Source organism: Xanthomonas sp. LMG 12462 (assembly GCF_009192885.1).
GTDB classification, from domain to species: Bacteria; Pseudomonadota; Gammaproteobacteria; order Xanthomonadales; family Xanthomonadaceae; genus Xanthomonas_A; species Xanthomonas_A sontii.
On record NZ_NMPP01000043.1, the window covers coordinates 1 to 16,306 of the forward strand.

Annotated in this window: 12 protein-coding genes and 2 pseudogenes; 4 read left to right on the plus strand and 10 right to left on the minus strand. The window is 63.2% G+C overall.

Features of this window, described 5'->3' with window-relative positions:
- From CEK69_RS11110 to CEK69_RS11120, 3 genes and pseudogenes are all read right to left on the minus strand, one after another.
- Positions 1-363 (minus strand): annotated as a pseudogene (locus tag CEK69_RS11110) (TIGR03759 family integrating conjugative element protein); the annotation flags it as partial.
- Positions 364-373: 10 nt separating this feature from the next.
- Positions 374-1,033, minus strand: a complete 660-nt coding sequence (locus CEK69_RS11115; RefSeq protein ID WP_152245585.1) for a hypothetical protein — start codon at positions 1,031-1,033, stop codon at positions 374-376.
- Complete coding sequence (locus CEK69_RS11120; RefSeq protein ID WP_152245587.1) at positions 1,027-1,596, minus strand: PilL N-terminal domain-containing protein; 570 nt, start codon at positions 1,594-1,596, stop codon at positions 1,027-1,029. Before CEK69_RS11120 ends, CEK69_RS11115 begins: the two co-directional genes overlap by 7 nt.
- Positions 1,597-1,743: 147 nt before the next feature.
- Between CEK69_RS11120 and CEK69_RS11125 the strand changes: the two genes are divergently transcribed.
- The 3 genes from CEK69_RS11125 (at position 1,744) to CEK69_RS11135 (ending at position 5,336) form a co-directional block, all read left to right on the plus strand.
- Complete coding sequence (locus tag CEK69_RS11125) at positions 1,744-2,805, plus strand: hypothetical protein (RefSeq protein ID WP_152245589.1); 1,062 nt, start codon at positions 1,744-1,746, stop codon at positions 2,803-2,805.
- A gap of 26 nt (positions 2,806-2,831) precedes the next feature.
- Positions 2,832-3,674: a hypothetical protein gene (locus CEK69_RS11130; RefSeq protein WP_226975128.1), complete on the plus strand. Its 843-nt coding sequence runs from the start codon at positions 2,832-2,834 to the stop codon at positions 3,672-3,674.
- Between the two features lie 150 nt (positions 3,675-3,824).
- On the plus strand, positions 3,825-5,336 hold the full coding sequence (locus tag CEK69_RS11135; RefSeq protein ID WP_152245591.1) for an MASE1 domain-containing protein: 1,512 nt from the start codon (positions 3,825-3,827) through the stop codon (positions 5,334-5,336).
- Here CEK69_RS11135 and CEK69_RS11140 read toward each other — a convergent pair.
- Entirely contained in the window at positions 5,320-5,733 is a 414-nt protein-coding gene (locus tag CEK69_RS11140; protein ID WP_226975129.1) for a hypothetical protein, read from the minus strand. The two genes, CEK69_RS11135 and CEK69_RS11140, sit on opposite strands and share 17 nt — an antisense overlap.
- A gap of 263 nt (positions 5,734-5,996) precedes the next feature.
- Here CEK69_RS11140 and CEK69_RS11145 point away from each other — a divergent pair, with 263 nt between their 5' ends.
- Complete coding sequence (locus CEK69_RS11145; protein WP_152245595.1) at positions 5,997-6,440, plus strand: hypothetical protein; 444 nt, start codon at positions 5,997-5,999, stop codon at positions 6,438-6,440.
- Between the two features lie 71 nt (positions 6,441-6,511).
- Here CEK69_RS11145 and CEK69_RS11150 read toward each other — a convergent pair whose 3' ends face one another.
- The 6 genes and pseudogenes from CEK69_RS11150 to CEK69_RS21275 all read right to left on the minus strand — a co-directional run bounded on the left by CEK69_RS11150 (position 6,512) and on the right by CEK69_RS21275 (position 16,026).
- A complete protein-coding gene (locus CEK69_RS11150) occupies positions 6,512-8,344 on the minus strand; it encodes an ATP-binding protein (RefSeq protein ID WP_152245597.1) in 1,833 nt (610 codons plus the stop codon).
- Entirely contained in the window at positions 8,334-9,089 is a 756-nt protein-coding gene (locus tag CEK69_RS11155) for a YdcF family protein (protein ID WP_152245599.1), read from the minus strand. The genes CEK69_RS11150 and CEK69_RS11155 overlap by 11 nt, the downstream gene beginning before the upstream one ends.
- A gap of 547 nt (positions 9,090-9,636) precedes the next feature.
- Positions 9,637-10,104: a hypothetical protein gene (locus CEK69_RS11160; protein WP_152245601.1), complete on the minus strand. Its 468-nt coding sequence runs from the start codon at positions 10,102-10,104 to the stop codon at positions 9,637-9,639.
- Positions 10,105-10,486: 382 nt separating this feature from the next.
- A pseudogene (locus CEK69_RS11165) lies at positions 10,487-10,948 on the minus strand (RHS repeat-associated core domain-containing protein); the annotation flags it as partial.
- Positions 10,949-11,263: 315 nt separating this feature from the next.
- Positions 11,264-11,770: a tetratricopeptide repeat protein gene (locus tag CEK69_RS11170; protein WP_152245604.1), complete on the minus strand. Its 507-nt coding sequence runs from the start codon at positions 11,768-11,770 to the stop codon at positions 11,264-11,266.
- A gap of 2 nt (positions 11,771-11,772) precedes the next feature.
- On the minus strand, positions 11,773-16,026 hold the full coding sequence (locus CEK69_RS21275) for an RHS repeat-associated core domain-containing protein (RefSeq protein WP_226975130.1): 4,254 nt from the start codon (positions 16,024-16,026) through the stop codon (positions 11,773-11,775).
- Positions 16,027-16,306: the final 280 nt, after the last annotated feature.

Below are 16,306 nucleotides of genomic sequence, written 5' to 3' on the forward strand. Positions count from 1 at the left end.
CAGGGTCCTTTGCACGCGGCGGGCTTCGGCCTGCACCTGGAGCTCCGCATACCGTCGCCGCTCCTCGTCACTGCGTGCCTCGATGCCGAGTGCCGTCAGCGGATCCAGGTTGGGGGAGTAGATGCCGAGAGGCCCCTGCATCAGCGTCCGGTAGCGCGACCAGTCCTCCGCACGCAGGCCCCATTCGCGCGCCCGGGCCTCGTCGTCGTGCGCATCGGCCAACGGCCGTGCTGTGCTCGCCGTGGTGCTGGTCTCGCTGACGCGCGCCGCCTGCGCCTGCGCTACGCCGGGCGCACCCAGGCCCAGGATGCACAGGCTTACCGCAACGTGTACTGCGATGGCTGAAGGGCTTTCCGCTCGCATGTTGGTCGCCTCAGCGCGCACGCAGCGGCAGCCGGCGCACCCGGTCTCCGACCGAGAACACGGCGGCTTGCGGCTCGATCACTTCCAGCCGCCACCCACTCTCCTGCTCGCCCTCGCGGAGCAGCCGAACCTGCGAGTTCGACCCCGGCCCGGATGGAACGACCGCCAGGAAAGGCACCCCGGCCCGCATCTCGCTGCCGAGCACGGTGAACGGGGGCGGGGAGGGCGCGCGCTCGCGGGTCGCCGCGGACTCCGCTGCACGCGCCTTGCGTGGCGCTGCGGCCGCCTTGCGGGCAGCGACTTCGGCCTGCAGTGCGTCGATGCGCGACGACAGGGCCGCCAGATCCTCGGCCCGAGCCATGCCCTCGCGTGCGTGTTCGAGCGCCGTGAGCCGGTCGCCGATTGCCTTCTGTGCCGTGGAGAAAGCTGCTTCGCTGACGGGCGCCGGTTGCCGGCGCGCGGCATCGAATGCTCCGCGCAACTGCGCCACGCTGCTCGCCAGGCTCTGCATTTCCGCATCGACGTTCGCCTGCTTGGCTTCCTGCGCCATGCGCGACAACTGAGCGGTGTTGTAAGCGGTCACCCCGCCCACGACCATCAGGGCGATGGCGCAGGCCCAGAGAGCCCAACGATCGCGGGGGCGTCCGGCGGGCGGGTGCGAGATCACCATGGCTGTTTCTCCTTCGGAAGCCAGGCCGGCTCGATCGCCGCGGCGCTGGCGCCGGACCGGTGAAAGCAGACCATGCGCGCCGTGTCGTCCACCGAGAGTGCCCAGGCGTCGCCGGCCATGGTCTGGAGCGCATCGCGCAGCGTGATGGGACCGAGACGCACATGTGCCGCGGGCAGCGGCAGGGCATAAAGGGTGCTGCTGTCCGCGTCGGGCGGGCACAGCCGGTAGCCCGACTGCCGCAGCAGGTACTGCAGGCCGTCCTGGACCGTGGCCCCTTCGGCCGATGGCAGCGTGACGTTTATGACCTGCATCAACAGATCGCGCTGCCCAGCCTCGGCGCCGAGCTCGACCAGGGTGTAGCGGCCCTGCCGTGTGACCGGAACTGGCGAAGGTCGGTCCGCGTCAACCCCGGCGGGTGCCGACGCCGGGGGCGCTGGACTGGGGGCGGCGGCCTCGTAGGCAGGTGGTGCGCTGGCGCATCCGCCCAAGAGGACTGATGCGACCGCGGCGGCCACCGGGGCGAATCCCCAGCGGCGGGGGGCGGGCGAGGGGTGTGGCTGCATGCGGGTCGTCCCGGTAACTTGGGTGATCGAGACGATGCGCGCGGTGCCGTGGTCGAGTCAGGCAACAATCGGGATCGCGGCGTGGCGCTTTGCCGGGCCGCCGGCGTTCACGCTGATAACAAATCGAAATGCAGGGGGAACTTGAGCATGAAGTCCAGCAACCAGCCCATTCCGTACGCCGCGCGATGCGAGCGGCTTCCGCCAGCCAGCACCACCGCCCTTGTGTGGCCGTTCGTCAACGTAGCGAAGGGTGCAGGGCCCTACGAGCTTTTCCTCGACACCAATGCGCTCGCGCGCACGGAATGGGCAGAGCAGATCCCGGCAGCGGAACGCGCGCGCTACACACTCAATTCGTGGCCGGCGCTGATGGAGCAGTGGATGTCCAATCAGAAGCTCCGCGAGAGCCTTGACCCGGCCGCCTGGGTCAACGACAGGCTGGCGCCGCTGGCATCGCGGGGCTTCCTGTTCCGCGAAAGGTTTGCGCAGCAGCAGGTCGCGCTGCTGAGAAAGAACGAATCAGCGCTGCGTACCCAGTTCAGCCTGATTTTCCCGTACGTGGCGCTCATGCGGTCGCTGCTGTCGCAGAAGGTGCCGCCGGAGGACGCGCTCGCGAAGCTGGACGCCTTGGTGCAGGCCGATGTGCCACGCTTCACCGGCATGGCCATGCTGCTGGCCCTCAGCGTGCTGCTCAAGGGGCGACAGTCGCTGAAGCTCGATGGGGACCCGAAGCCCGCATACTCGTATCTCGAATCCTTCCTGAGTTTTCAGCCCGGAAAGAAGGACGAGGCCGACCACATCACCCTTCCGTACCTGCGCAATCGCGCCGGCGACCTGAACCTGTGGCTGAGCGTCCCCATGCTGCGCCAAGCCGGCTACGAGTTCGTCGGGACGCCCGCGCTGGTGACCGAAGACAAGGCCTTGCACCGCGTCATCCTGCGCACGCTGCCTCCGGTGCTCACCCCCAACCGAGCGATGGGCTTTGGTGTGGACAGCAATGGGCTCGACCCGGAGATCTGCCATCGCATCGTCATGGCCGTCGGCCCCATGGTGGTACGTGGCGCCGTGACGTCGCAGGAGAAGGAGGAGCGCCTGGGACGCCTGTTCGCGATGGCGGGGGCGGCGTGCGCCAGGCCGGAGGAGACGGCAGCGCTCGACGAGGCGTGGCGGACATGGTGCCTGCCGGGCATGCATGACCGGTTCGTTGTCTGAGCCGCGTTCGATCAATGGCAGGGAAGATGCATTCTCTGCCGAACCGTACACCTGAAGAGGAGATCGCAGAGATGGCAGGTGAAGAAAAATCGAAGGACAACGCGAAGGAGGGGCTGCCCCATTTCAGCCTGATGGAAAAGGCGTGGGATGCTCAGTGGGTGATGCGGTTCGTGTGCATCGTGCTTTTCATTGATGGCGCACTGGTTCTGAAAGGGGGCAGCGGGTTGCTTCAGTGGTCCACTTCGACCGACAAGCTGTGGCAGGACCTGGGTTTCCTCGTCGTTGCAGCGGCGACCTTCGGGCTGCTGGTCAGCTTCGTTTTGCCAACGCTGGGTCGTTTGGTGTGCTGGATGGGTTACCACATCCGCCGCCTCGCGCGCGGCGTCCTGGAGGTCGAAGATCGCGATGACTTGGAAGGGGCGTACGGCTTTGTTGCAGCCCACAAGCTTCAGCTGTACGCCCTGGAGAGGGAAAGCGATTTCCTGCTCCGCATGTACGAGGCTGCCTGGCGGCGTGAAGTGCAGCGCCGCGAAGAGCTGGATCAGATCGGCAATCTGGTCTTTGCGACGGCATTTCTCGCGGTCGCGGACGGCTTGCTCGCCTTCGTTCAACCGGACGGCCGCTCCCTCGTGCACGATGCCCTCGCTCCGCTCGGCGACACTGGCCTCGTGCTGGGGTTCGTTTTGCTCGTGGTTGCTGGCTACATCTTGAGCGAGGAGACCTGGGGCGCACCAGATCGCCCGGCACGCGTGTACTACCCGCCGCTGTATCTGCAACTCGCTGAGGAGCGGCGGCAGCGCCGCGACGAAGAATGGCAGCAGCGCCTCAACGAAGAAAGGGAGGCGCTCCGGAGGAAACGCACGAGTTAGGCCATGGAGGGCTGTAGCCCCGCCATGGACGTCGCTGGGAGCTGTGGTCCGCCTGGGAGGTTGCCGCAAGCGCGATGGTCCGGGGAACTGTCTACCTCCCGCACCAACCGCGCTTGTACAGTGGCGCCCACACGCCACGGACCGGTTGGAATGGCAGCGGGAAAACACATCGCCACAGGCGCTCTGCTCAGCTTGGGCTACTGTGCCTCCTTCCTGCTGGCGTGGCGCTGTTCGATGGACCAGTGGTATCTGCCGGCGGGGTTGCGCGCCGCGACCCTGCTGTTCCTGCCGTATCGCCTGTGGCCTTATCTGCTCGCCGGTGATGCGGCCGCGCTGCTGGTGATCCGCGTGCCGATGGTCGAGCGCGGCGCGAGCCCGGTGTGGGCGTACACCAGTCCCTTCCTGTTGATGCCCTGCGTGGCGCTGGCCGTGCATGCCGCGCGGCGCCAGCTGCCGCGGCTGGTGGACCAGGAGTACCTGCTGCTGCCGCTGGCCTTGATGCTGGCGCTGTGGAGCACGCTGTGCAACATGGCATTGAATGCCGTGTTCAAGGGTTACACCGCACTGACGCCGCTGGAAGCGCTCACGCGTTACTGGCTGGGCGACTACCTGGGCATGCTGATGTTCACGCTCCCAGCCCTGCTATGGCTGCGCCGCGAGGAGCCGATGACTGGCCGGCCGCGGCTGCCGAGGGATGGCCTGCTCGGCTCGGCAGCCGTGGTGGCGCTGTTCCTGGCATCCTGCATCGCGCAAGATCGCCTGTCGCACCAGATCCTGATGTCGCTGATGGTCGTGCCCTCGCTGGTGCTCACGCTGCTGCACGGCTGGCGTGGTGCCGCTGTCGGCGTCGTGCTGGCCAACGTGGCGATCGGGATCATGCTGCCGGATTCCATGACGCTGGCGTCGTACCACGCCGAGGCATTCCGTGTGCAGATCGCGCTCGCGGCGGCGGCCACCGGCCTGTTCGTATTCGGATCCCGGTTGTCCGCGGCCTTCGAGCATGCCAGCTACTTCCGCCACCAGCGTCAGGAGGCTTGGCAGATCGCGCAGGCGAGCTACCTGCAGGCGGAACGCACGCTGCGACGCCGGGTGGTGGAGTACAGCGACATCACCGTCCACATCAACAAGCTGCGCACGGACATCGTCGCCCACCTCCGCTCGCGGGGACAGCACGCCGCGGCCATGGAGATGACGCGCACGGGCGTGATCCAGGCCCAGTTGCTCGACGAGTACGTCACTGCGCTGTACCCGCTCGGCATCGAGACGCATGGGCTGTACGCCATCCTGCGATCGGTCGCGATGAGCAATCTCTGCGATACCGAGTTCCAATGCCGCCTGCGTGGCGATCCCATGCAGCTTTCCCTCGGGCTGCAGCTTGTCGCGTACCGATGCGTGCTCAACGTGATCGAAACACTGCCACCCGCGAAGCGCCATCTCATCAAGGGCAGGGTCTGGCGCGCGGGTGGTCGCCAGGGCATCGCGCTCTGCGTCGTCGCCGACGCGTCCCCGCTGGAACGCGGGCGTACCGTGGCCCACGATTCGGATTGGGAGCTGGCTGCCCGGCTCAAAGTGCATGGCGGCACCTGCCGGCGCCGCCATGCGTACTGCCTCAGCTTTCTCGTTTCGGAGTCGGTGGGCGAAGGCCTCAGTCTGCGGCGCTGATCTGCCAGGAGTCGCCGCCGTTGCCGCCTGGCACCAAGCGCACGACGAAGCCCGAGGTCTGGTACACCACAGACCCGCTGGTGCCCGTGCCCTTGGCCGGCAAGGTCACGCGTGCGACGTCCGCACCCATGGGCAACACCCACAGCGTGTCGTTGACCCGGCCCACGGCTGCTCGCACCGTGCCCGCCACATCGTTGATCTGCAGGTAGGTCACACCGTCGCGCGAGAACTCATAGATCCGCCACGCCGGATCCAACGCGAGGTTCCGGGCCTTCGGCAGGCTTTCGCCCAGCCCGGCCGAGGCCGCCGGTGCCCCGTGGCCGCCGTCGGGGCAGCATGCCTGGGCCGCGCCGGTACAAGCCAGCAGGGCGCCCGCCAGCGCGATGTGGGTCAGCATGCTCGTCTTCATCCTTTTCATGGTCGTCCTCGTCCCTTCTGGGAGCTATCGCCTGCATTTCAGGCCGATCCAAGGTACGTGGTCCGGAGACGCGAGCGGTCGACAAGTCGAAGGCGGTGGCGCAGTGCCGGTTCAGTTTGCTGACCCGGCCATGAGGTGGTATGGAGATGCGCTGCGGAGCGTTGCATAGTGCTCGCCAAGGAAAGACGCATGGGGCTCGACGTGCCTCCTGCCCCATCCTCGAAAACGCCCAGGTGTGCCTCATGGTCAACGTCCGCAAACTGCTTTGCAACATCAGGCTGATGCCGCGAAAGTCGGTGCGCGGCGACGAGTCGGCCGAAGCCCGAGCGACGTGCGAACAGCCTCAAGTCGAATCCGGCTCGACCCTCGACTTCATGCTGTCCACGCTTTCCGGGGAGGCCGCAGCCGCTTACGTCCATGCGGTCATATCGGACATTGAGGCATGCGCCGAGGAAGGCCATTGCTCAGCCCAGTGCGCAGGCAAAGAAGACCTGCTAGAACGGGTCCACGCATTGAAGAATGCCATAGCGCCGATCGGCTCCCGGCAATTGCTTGCGGCTTGCGAGCAGCTGCGCCTGGATGCCTGCCACGTCACTGATCGGGCCCTGCTGGAACGACGCTTCCAGGCCGTGGCCCGCGCCGCAGTGCAACTGGTCGTCGGCTTCCGCGTGGCGTCCGGCGCGTAGACATCGATGGAGCGCTCTTGCGGCATCGAGTGGCGGCTTGCCCTCCGATCACCGGGCCCGCTCTTCGCCGCTCATGCGTTTTCCTCGTGTGCTCCGCTGGCCCGGGTTCGATGTCGCGCCATGTGGGAAATCGCCTGTACCGACGAGAGAAGCTTGTGCGGGGCGATCGGCTTGGTCAGGTAGGCCACCGCGCCTTTCTGCAAACAGGTGGTCACCGTGTTGGGGTCCGAATCAGCGCTGATGATGACGATCGGAGGCGCTTGATGGATGCCCATCTGGGCTTCGATTTCCGCGAGTACGTCCCAGCCCGAACGTTCGGGCATGTGGAGATCGAGCAGGATGGCGTCGGGCCTGTCTGCCGACAGCGCCTCGATGGGGTCGGCTCCCGGCACTGCAAATCTGACCGAGTGGCCAGCCAGGCTCATCAGCCATTGGATGACTTGCCGGTTCGGGAGGTTGTCCTCGAACACCAGGAAGTTCATCGCCGGGATGCTGGCGCGGTGTCGCTCCAACGCCTCGTGCAGCGGAATGCGCGCATCCACCTGCTGGCCTGGAGCGGCTCTCGCGAGCGCGATGTTCCAGGTGAACACGGATCCGCCACCAGGGTTGTCGGAGACCTCGACCTGGCTACCCATCTGCTCCGCGACGGCTTTGACGATGTAGAGGCCGAGGCCCACGCCGCTTTGCGCACGCACCACAGAGCCGCCACCCTTGTAAAAGGGATCGAAGATCCTGCTCTTGTCCGCATCGGGAATCCCAGGGCCGGAATCGATGACCTGGATGCTCAGGCGCTGATGCCCTCCCATGTCCGGTCCGGAATCGATGATGCGCAACGTGACGGTGCCCCCAGCAGGGGTGAACTTGATCGCGTTGCTGACCAGGTTGCTGATGACCTGCTCCACCCGTGCCGGATCGCCGACGAAGATTTCATGCAGGTCGGTCGCGCCGGTGATCTCGAAATCGATGGCTTTGGCGACCGCCTGTGGGCCGCATACGCCCTGCACTGTCTGCAATACCTCCGAGAACCGAAACGGACCGTTGTCGAAGGCCATCTGCCCGCGATCAATGGCGGCCACGTCCAGGACATCGTTGACGCGGCCCAGCAGTGCCCAGGCATTCACTTCGGCCGATGCAACCAGTTCCCGTTGCTGCTCTGGGAGTTGCGAGCGGTCGATCAAGGCGGTTGCGTTGATCACCGTGTTCAACGGTGTCCGCAACTCGTGGCTCATCGTGGCGATGAATCGGTTCTGCGCATCCCGAGACCTCACTGCCTGCGCCGAGATGACCCACAATGTCGAAAGCAGCTTGTTCGTCATCAGCGGGATTCCGACAAGGAAGCCGAACGCGAAGACAGCGAACGCGGGACGCTTCACCCAGTAGTGTTCGGGTGCGGCGATTGCAACGATGACGCAGGCGAGCAGCATGCTGAGATAGAAGTACCGCCTGCCGAAGCGCGCGCCGATGATGATGCAGATGATCGGCAGGACAGTGGCGCTCGCCATCGTCAGGTTCCACGCCAGCGAGAGCATCATCCCGATGATGATGTAGTTGGCGATCGCGCCAGCGCCATCGACGAACTCGGTCTCCCGGATCTTTCCTGATCGCAGCAGCACCATCCAGATCGCGCAGGCGGGCAGCAGGCCTATGAGCCACGGCAGCAGCTTCGTTGCCTCGATAGGGAGAACCTGGTCGAGCGACAAGTGCTGCCATCCGTCGGGAGGATCGGTGATCGCGCCGCGGCTCCAGTAGAGGGCCCAGACGATCACCGCGAAGACCAGGACGGTCCGCTTCAGGGACACGGACCGTTCGCGGTAGCCGCTGACGATCGCATCGATTTCCTTGTGGCGCAGCTTGTCCGCCACTTCCACCAAGGTGAGTGAGCTGTCCTGGGCCTCATCCTGCATCGGGCACCTTCTTGTTCAGGCCCAAGACGTTGTAGATGTGCAGGCGCGCAATGCCCAGGTACTCATATAGCGCGATATCCGCGACCGTCAGGTTGTACGACAGCGGGACGATGGATGGAAGCGGGCTCAGGTAGTCGCTCCTGGCCGGAGTCGGCCGCACTCCGAACTGGGCGAAGTACTCCAGGGAGCGTCGCATGTGGACACCCGAAGTCACGAGGACAGTGCGGTCGGGCTTGAGCGCCTTCAGCATCGCCGACGAGTTTCTCGCGTTCTCCCAGGTGTTGGCACTATTGGAGTCGAGGACCATGTCGTTCCTGCTGACGCCCATCCGCACCAGGGCGTCGGCATAGAGGGCCGCCTCTGCACGGCCATGCTTGCGCACATCACTGCCGCTGAGCAGCAGCCGGCAATCAGCTGCCGTCGCTTTGCAGTCGCGATACAGCTCCAGCGCTTTCACCAGTCGGCCGTAGGCCAGAAATCCGACCTCCGGCGAGGCGGCGCCATCAATGCGTTCTGTCCCGGCACCCAGGACCACGATCGCGTTCCTGGCTCCCCATTGAGGGGGTGGAAGACTCGTATAGCGGGCTTGAACGCCATCCACCAGAACCTGGGCGCCAGGGCCGCAGCCGATGAGGATCAACGCTGCGCTGGTGCCGAGCCAAGCGGCGAGGGCCAAGCGAGTTCGCTTCTTCCGGTACAGCAGCGCGCCGACGAGGATGCCTAGAAGTACCAGAAGAACTGTCATATTCTTGATCTGCCGCTTTATTCGTCCATGCAGATGACTACTGGATTCCCGTCCACAACCCGCCGGAGTTCTGCCGCGAGGATCATGCGTGCGACCGCTGTGGCCGTGTCCAGCATAGCAGTCGCCCTGGCGATCGGGGCACTGCTGGCTCATCTCTTCCCGGGAACGATGGCCATGATCGGAGAGCGGCTCGGGGATGGCTTCTAGGATGCGCTCGCGGTAGGCACGAGGATGCGTGCCTGACCACGCATCGGTCGTGGGGCGCGATGGTCATGAAGACCACGGCGGTATGCCGACGGTGGCAGATGTCCCGGAGAGCGGGCAGCGTTTGTGGACCCTTCGCGCTCGGATCACGATGCGGGCTCAACGCACCGTGCTACTTAAATCCGGGAGGAGGTCGGGCAAGCGCATCGCCGGATCCAAGTGGGTAAGTCGGTAATAGATTTCGCCAATTTCCGTGCAGCCTCCTCATTGGCAAGCAAAGAATTCTTCGTCAGCGCAGCTCAACTGACTAGGCCTAAAATGGCTGCATATCGTTCACCAGAGCTCACGACTCCCACATTTCTTTCTTCATCACCCTCCACACTCCAGCCTTCTTTCTTAGAAATACATCCGCATTTTTCCCCGTGGGCGGGAACGATATTTCCACAAACGCCGCATCATCATCGAAATAAATTTTATCAATGCTAATAAATGGCCGACTCTGACTAAACCCCGGTGTAGTTATGTATACAACTCTTACCCCGCGCCTCTCATCCGAACACAGCTTTTCATTAGAATTAATCTGACTCGCAAGAAACGGCACATCAGGCGATTTTAAATGTGTCGCACCATACTCGGCAATCTCGGAGTCGTTTTTTACTGCTAGCAATATCTCGATACTCTGAGGACTGCACTGCGCAACTTTCTCGGCAGTAGCATCGTTTGAACATGCGATGCTTGCAAGTGACAAAACGGACAAAACAGATAAATTCAGACTAGTGCGGAATCGGCGTTCCATAGACGAAATTTTCATACTGCCATCCCTCCTCAGCGGTTGATCTGTTTCTATTCCAAAAATATTCTGAAAAATGACCTAACTCATGCTCTACCGTCGCGTCTATAGTTCTTAGCAGTTCATCACTACGATCCCCGGCTTCGTACCGATCAAAGTAGCTGGAGTGAATCAGGATATCCCCGGTGCCACGCTTATAGGTTCCGCTTTCATGCCTTAGAAATTTTGGCGTTATGACGGGACCATCGCACGGATCAAGAAGATGATCCAGATGATCTTTTCCAGTTCTTCCAAAGCGAGCGAAACCCTCATATTTTCTTGGTGTCATCCGCTCCTTCAGCCCATTGATGTATGACACCGTATTCGGATATTTCTGCTTTACCCCGGGGTGGAATCGCAGCAACCCAAGTGGGTCAAGATAGGAGGCCGGATCTGCCCCAACATAGCTATAAGCGCTGATTCCGCCATCCAACCCAATCGGATCACTCTGCACATACCGCCCCGTACCGGGCTCATAGTCGCGAAAGTAGTTCTGATTGAGCCCACTCAGCGCGTCGTAATGTTGGCCCGGGAAGCGCATATCGAACACGAACACAGTGCCGTCCTTGTCCGGATCCTGGTCCGGAGCGGTAGTGCCGAAGGCCTCGCCCTTCAAATCCCAGCGCCAGATCGCCACGTCGCGGACCGGGTCGATCACTGCGCGCGGCGTGCCCAGGTGGTCCGGCTGCACGTAGCGCAGGGTGGTCTTGGCCAGCACGCCGACCGGCAGATCGTCCAGCCAGATAGCCTGCTGCACGACCGCACCGTTGTTGTCGTAGTCGCCCAGCCATTGGCCGTTCTCGTCATACAGCGTGTAGGTGTTCGACAGCACGCGGCCGGCACCGTCGTAGGCCAGGTACTCCGTGACCTGGCCGACCGCATTGGTCACCTTCCACAGATCGCCCTTGCGGTGCGGGCAGGTGGTCGGGGACGTGGCGCAAGTGCTGTCGTCTGTGGCGTAGTAGGCGTACGTCACCTTGTCGGTTAAGTGCCGTTCTTGATGGAGGGGATGGCGAGGTTGGTGATCTGCTTGATTCGTCGAATGATTGGAGTCTTGCACTTCGCATCGCAGTCAACGTCTACGTACGCAGACGTTTTGGCCGATGAGCCGGGACCTGAGGTACAGCCCCGCTCAAGCTCATCATGACGGTTTAAAGCTTGGTCTTTTATCAGACCTAGACCTCAGGCTTTCTACGTCTACCAAACCCCGTCCAGGCACCCAAAACCTCATGCCATCAGGAATTCGAACTACATCGCTTCGGGCGCGCCCCACGTCGCCAATTTCGATTAATGCAAAAGCCCTCAAGAACAGTGCAGAGCTAACATAATAATCGTATTCTTCTCGCTCACTAACTTCCATGAGGGTATCCAAGGCACTAATTGCCCCGGGATAATTTGATGACCTAATGTGCACTCCCGCCAAGTCAAAGTAATCTGCCGGCTCGTTTGTTCTGTCAGATAAATCTGCCAGAATTTGTGTCGCCTTTTTCAAATCCCCCAACCCTACAAGAGCAGATGATTTCTCACGCAAAGCCTCATCATTAAATGGATCCGAAGAAAGAATATCGTCGCACATGTCGAGTGCGATTTGATAATCGCGCTTCTCCACATGTCTTCTGATTTCCCTCAATTCCTTCGGTATGTCCACTCTCATCTCCCATAGTCCACAGAATTTCCGCCACAACGCTCGCTCACCAGTCCTGCTGCGCAGCGGTACAGATCAGTATACCCGCCGGTAACCCCGGTGACACTCCGTTTCTTCTTCCTGCCGGCCCGCTGCAGCATTTGTTCATAGATAAGGTCGCGGCATCTCTTATAGGCATTTTGCCATTGCGTGTCGCAGTCACTTTCATCATGGGCGTCCGTGCATGCTTGGACCATCTTTATGGCATAGGGCATCATTGCCGGGATGATGGTCATCTGATTGAACGCGGGCATCATCACCTCAAGAGGGGAGGGAAGCTCAACCTTTGGCTCGTTGAATTCCAGCTCTCTGTCTCGGTCACCTGCGTACACTGGGGGGACGTATCTGAATCCAATCGCCCTAGATGCCTGCAACCCAAAAATATCGGATGCACCGATAGGATTCGAATCTACATAAGAAAACGTGGAAATACTCGCCGGAAGGCCCGTGGGATCGCTTTGCGCGTAACGCCCCGTCCCAGGTTCATAGTCGCGGTAGTAATTCTGGTTGAGCCCGCTCGCGGCGTCGTAGCGCTGGCCTAGAAAGCGCAGGTTGAATACAAAGGCTGCGCCGTCCTTGTCCGGGTCCTGATCAGCGGTGGTGGTGCCAAATGCTTCGCCCTTGATATCCCAGCGCCAGATGGCGACATCGCGCGCCGGATCGATCACCGCGCGCGGGGTGCCCAGGTGATCCGGCTGAACGTACCGCAGCGTGGTCTTGGCGAGCACGCCCACCGGCAGATCATCCAGCCAGATCGCCTGTTGCACAACAGCACCGTTGTTGTCGTAGTCGCCCAGCCAGTGGCCGTTCTCGTCGTACAACATATAGGTGTTGGTACTGCCCACACGCTGCACCTGCTCGCCACGGCCGTTGTAGGCATAGTTCGCCACCACCGTGCCGCTGCGCTTGACCTGCGTCATCCGGCCATGGGCGCCGTATACGTACTGCACGGCCGTGCCACCGATGGCCGTCGTGTTGCCGGCCGCGTCATAGCCGCGTGCGGTACCGGCCACGCTGCTCAGGCGATGGCTGGTGGTCGGATAGCTGTAGGTCTGGGTAGTGGTATTGACCTTGGCGCTGAGGCGGTTCCCGGTGGCGTCGTAGGTATAGCCGTCGATCACCGTGTCGGTCGGGCCGTCCTTGAACGCGGTCAGCCGGCCCAGCGGGTCGTAGTCCAGCTTGATCACCGGCGCGGTGTTGCCGGGCGCGGTCAGCGCGCTGAGGTTGCCGACCGGGTCGAAGGCGAAGCCCACCGCCAGGCCATCGCTACGGGTGTCGTTGACCGCCAGCGGGCGATAGTCCTGGTCCAGCACGCGCTGCATCGGACGGCCGTTGCCGTAGGTCCACCCGGCCACCGGGCCGAACGGATAGTAGGTGGCCTGGTTCAGCAGTACCTGGCGCGTGCCGCCGGGCGGAGTCACGCCGACCTCGGTGGTCTGGCCCTGGGCGTTGCGCACATAGTCCACCACTGCCCCGTCCGGGTAGGTCAGGCGGCTCAGCTGCCCGGCCTTGGTGTAGGCGTAGCGGACCACGAACACCTTGCCGTTGGTGGTCTGCACCTTGCGCACCAGATCGCCGAAGCGGTCGTAGCAGTAGTCGGTGCTGCCGCTGCCGTCCTGCATCCGGGTGAGGCGGCCGACGCCGTAGATCTCGCCGCCGGCGCAGGTGGTCTGGCTGACATCGTAGGTGTAACTGACGTTGAGGCTGGTGGTCGGATAGGTGACCTGGGTCAGCCGGTTCAGCGCGTCATAGCCGTAGCTGGTCTTGATGTTGCGCGCATCGGTCTGGGTGGCGCGATTGCCGCCACTGTCGTAGGTGTAGGTGGTGCTGCCGGTGTCCGGGCTGGTGAGCTTGGTCAGGTCGCCAAGGCCGTTGTAGGCGTAGGTGGTGTCCAGGCCCTTGGGGTCGGTGACCTTGGTCAGGTTGTCCAGTGCGTCGTAGCCGAACTTGGTTTCGGCGGCGATGCCGCCCACGTCCTGCAGGGTGCGCGCCAGGCGGCTGAGCGGGTCGTAGTCGTTTTGGGTCACGTGACCGAGCGCGTCGGTGACGTTCTTGGTGTTGCCGTTGGCGTCGTAACCGAAGTCGGTCGGATCGCCCTGCGCAGTGGCCTGCGTCGCGAGTTGGCCAAGCTGGTTGTACACCCGAGAGAGGGTGCGCTTGAGCGTGCCCGAGGCGTCCTTGGTGTCCTCCTTGGACCGGTTGCCGGCATTGTCCAGGGTGTAGTGGATGGTGTTGCCGGCGTTGTCGGCGATATCGGTCAGCCGGTGCGCCGCATCGTAGGTGAAGCGGGTGAACGCACCATCGGGCTGGGTCACCTGCTTGACCAGACCAGTCGGCCAGTAGTCGATCGCGGTGATGCGATCGTCGCTCTCGCTGCTGTCGTCGGCTCCGCGCACCTTGCTGGCGGTCAGCCAACCGCGCGGGTGATAGGTGTAGTCGGTGACCACGCCATTGGCGTTTCTCGCCGACAGCACGCGGCCGGCGCCGTCGTAGGCCAGGTACTCTGTGACCTGGCCGACCGCATTGGTCACCTTCCACAGATCGCCCTTGCGGTGCGGGCAGGTGGTCGGGGACGTGGCGCAAGTGCTGTCGTCTGTGGCGTAGTAGGCGTACGTCACCTTGTCGGTGACGTCACTGCGCGGGCCATCCACCGAAGTCACCTGGCCAACCAATGGGCAGCGGCCTGCATCGACGTCGGCCTGCTCGCAGTAGGTCGTCGTAGAGGTACGGGTCGTACCAGTGGCGGGGTCGGTACGCGAAGCCGTGAGCGCCTGACCGCGCGTGTTGTAGGTCCAGCTCCACCTCGACACCAATGCATTCGACGCATCGTAGATGCGGCGCTCGGATGGCATCCTGAAATCGGCATGCCAGTCGGTCTGCTCCGTACGTTTCTGCCCGTCCGTATCGTTGGCCGCGCTGATCCTCTGGGTCAGCAGGCCGCGGCTGTCGTAGTCATCATCGGTCGTCACACCCTTGAAGTCGGTGAGCAGATCCGGGTATCCGTTGGCGTCGTAGCTGCGCTGGCTGACCTGCGAAGCTCCGCATTGGCTGCACAGCTGGTCAACCGCCGTCTGCTTGGCACGGCCCAGGGCGAACTCGTACGAATAGGTGACGACATTGCCCAGCGCGTCGGTCACCTGCGATTGCTGTGAGCCGAAGCTGATCGCCACATGGTCGATGTCGCTGTCCGCACCGCCGTGGCGACTTGCCACGGCGCGGCCCTGGCTGTCGTACTCCCAGTTTGCATAGGCCTGGCCGGATTCATCCACGATGCCGGTCAGCAGCAGCGGATCGTTGCTGTCGCCATAGACGTAGCTGAGGGTGGAGAACGCCGGCGTCGTGGCATCCGTGGTCTGGTACTGGACTTTGCTCAGGTTCTGCTGGACATAGACGTACTTCACCAGCCGCCCATCCGGCCGCTTGACTGAGGCCAACCGTTCATTGGAATAAGTGAACTGCAGCCGGCGGCCACGTACGTCGGTGACGTCCTGTAGCGCGCCGCCGCTGGTGTAGCGGAGAGTCAGAATGTCGCCATCGAGGTAAGCGATGCGCACCAGCTTCCCACTCATATCGAAGCGATAGCGGGTTTCGTCGGCACCCACGACGTCCCAGCCGGTCTGCGCCCCGCCTTGCATCACCGGCAGCAGGCGTTCCTGCACGTCCGCGTCGGGTTGCCACACGTCCTGCCCCTGGTTGACGAAGCGATAGCTGTCGCCGCTGGGCAGGTTGAGACGGCGCACCGGCGTGCTGCCCTCGTCAGCGGACGTCAGCGCAATCTGGAAGCTGTGCCTCCAGCGCGGCCCCAAGACGCTTCCCGGATTGGCATCGATGGCTACGCTGCTGTAGTGGCGCTGCAGCGACAGGTGACCAGATGCATCGCGCACATCGGTCTCGGTCTGGAGCTTGATACCGAGCGCCGCGTTGATCGGATTGCCCACCTGGATGGACCCGGTGGTCACGCTGCATTGGTTGTTCTTCCCTACGTCCCAGGGCTTCGTCGCCGCGCCGCCGCAATACTCAGCGATGATGTCGGGATTGTTGCAGTAGTAGGTGCCGAGACCGAAGTCTGCGTTGCCAGCGTCGGTGCGGCAGTTCTGCGTCCCCGGAATGGCCCCGGCATCCTGGAACAGCGCCGCGCATTCCCCCGGCACCTCGGCCCTGGCCGGCATCAGCGCCACGCAGCAGAGCATCCCCCACGTCCATGCAAATCGACCCATCATGTCGTCTCCCGTTCGTCCTTGCGGGCGGTCGAATGCGGCAACGCGGCATCCTTCCGGCGTCGGTCACTGGCGTTTGTGGGGCCAGCGAGCGGAGCCGACTCTAGACACCTTTCTGCTGCAAAGTGTTAAGAAGCAATTCAGAGCTGCGGCCAACGTGAGCGGCAGCGATGACGTGACCAAGCGGTCCGCCGCCCACGCTTTGAGCGGTGCAAAGTCCCATCGCACAACTTGCGTCAGCCCTGGCGCGGCGACACACAATGGGTTACCCGTACCCGCCCGA

Excerpts from the sequence above, each read along its gene's own strand:
- CEK69_RS11125 (WP_152245589.1), top strand. The coding sequence starts at position 1,744 with ATGAAGTCCAGCAACCAGCCCATTCCGTACGCCGCGCGATGCGAGCGG.
- CEK69_RS21275 (WP_226975130.1), bottom strand. The coding sequence starts at position 16,026 with ATGATGGGTCGATTTGCATGGACGTGGGGGATGCTCTGCTGCGTGGCG.
- CEK69_RS11135 (WP_152245591.1), top strand. The coding sequence starts at position 3,825 with ATGGCAGCGGGAAAACACATCGCCACAGGCGCTCTGCTCAGCTTGGGC.
- CEK69_RS11155 (WP_152245599.1), bottom strand. The coding sequence starts at position 9,089 with ATGACAGTTCTTCTGGTACTTCTAGGCATCCTCGTCGGCGCGCTGCTG.
- CEK69_RS11130 (WP_226975128.1), top strand. The coding sequence starts at position 2,832 with ATGCATTCTCTGCCGAACCGTACACCTGAAGAGGAGATCGCAGAGATG.
- CEK69_RS11140 (WP_226975129.1), bottom strand. The coding sequence starts at position 5,733 with ATGCTGACCCACATCGCGCTGGCGGGCGCCCTGCTGGCTTGTACCGGC.
- CEK69_RS11115 (WP_152245585.1), bottom strand. The coding sequence starts at position 1,033 with ATGGTGATCTCGCACCCGCCCGCCGGACGCCCCCGCGATCGTTGGGCT.
- CEK69_RS11150 (WP_152245597.1), bottom strand. The coding sequence starts at position 8,344 with ATGCAGGATGAGGCCCAGGACAGCTCACTCACCTTGGTGGAAGTGGCG.
- CEK69_RS11120 (WP_152245587.1), bottom strand. The coding sequence starts at position 1,596 with ATGCAGCCACACCCCTCGCCCGCCCCCCGCCGCTGGGGATTCGCCCCG.
- CEK69_RS11145 (WP_152245595.1), top strand. The coding sequence starts at position 5,997 with ATGGTCAACGTCCGCAAACTGCTTTGCAACATCAGGCTGATGCCGCGA.
- CEK69_RS11160 (WP_152245601.1), bottom strand. The coding sequence starts at position 10,104 with ATGAAAATTTCGTCTATGGAACGCCGATTCCGCACTAGTCTGAATTTA.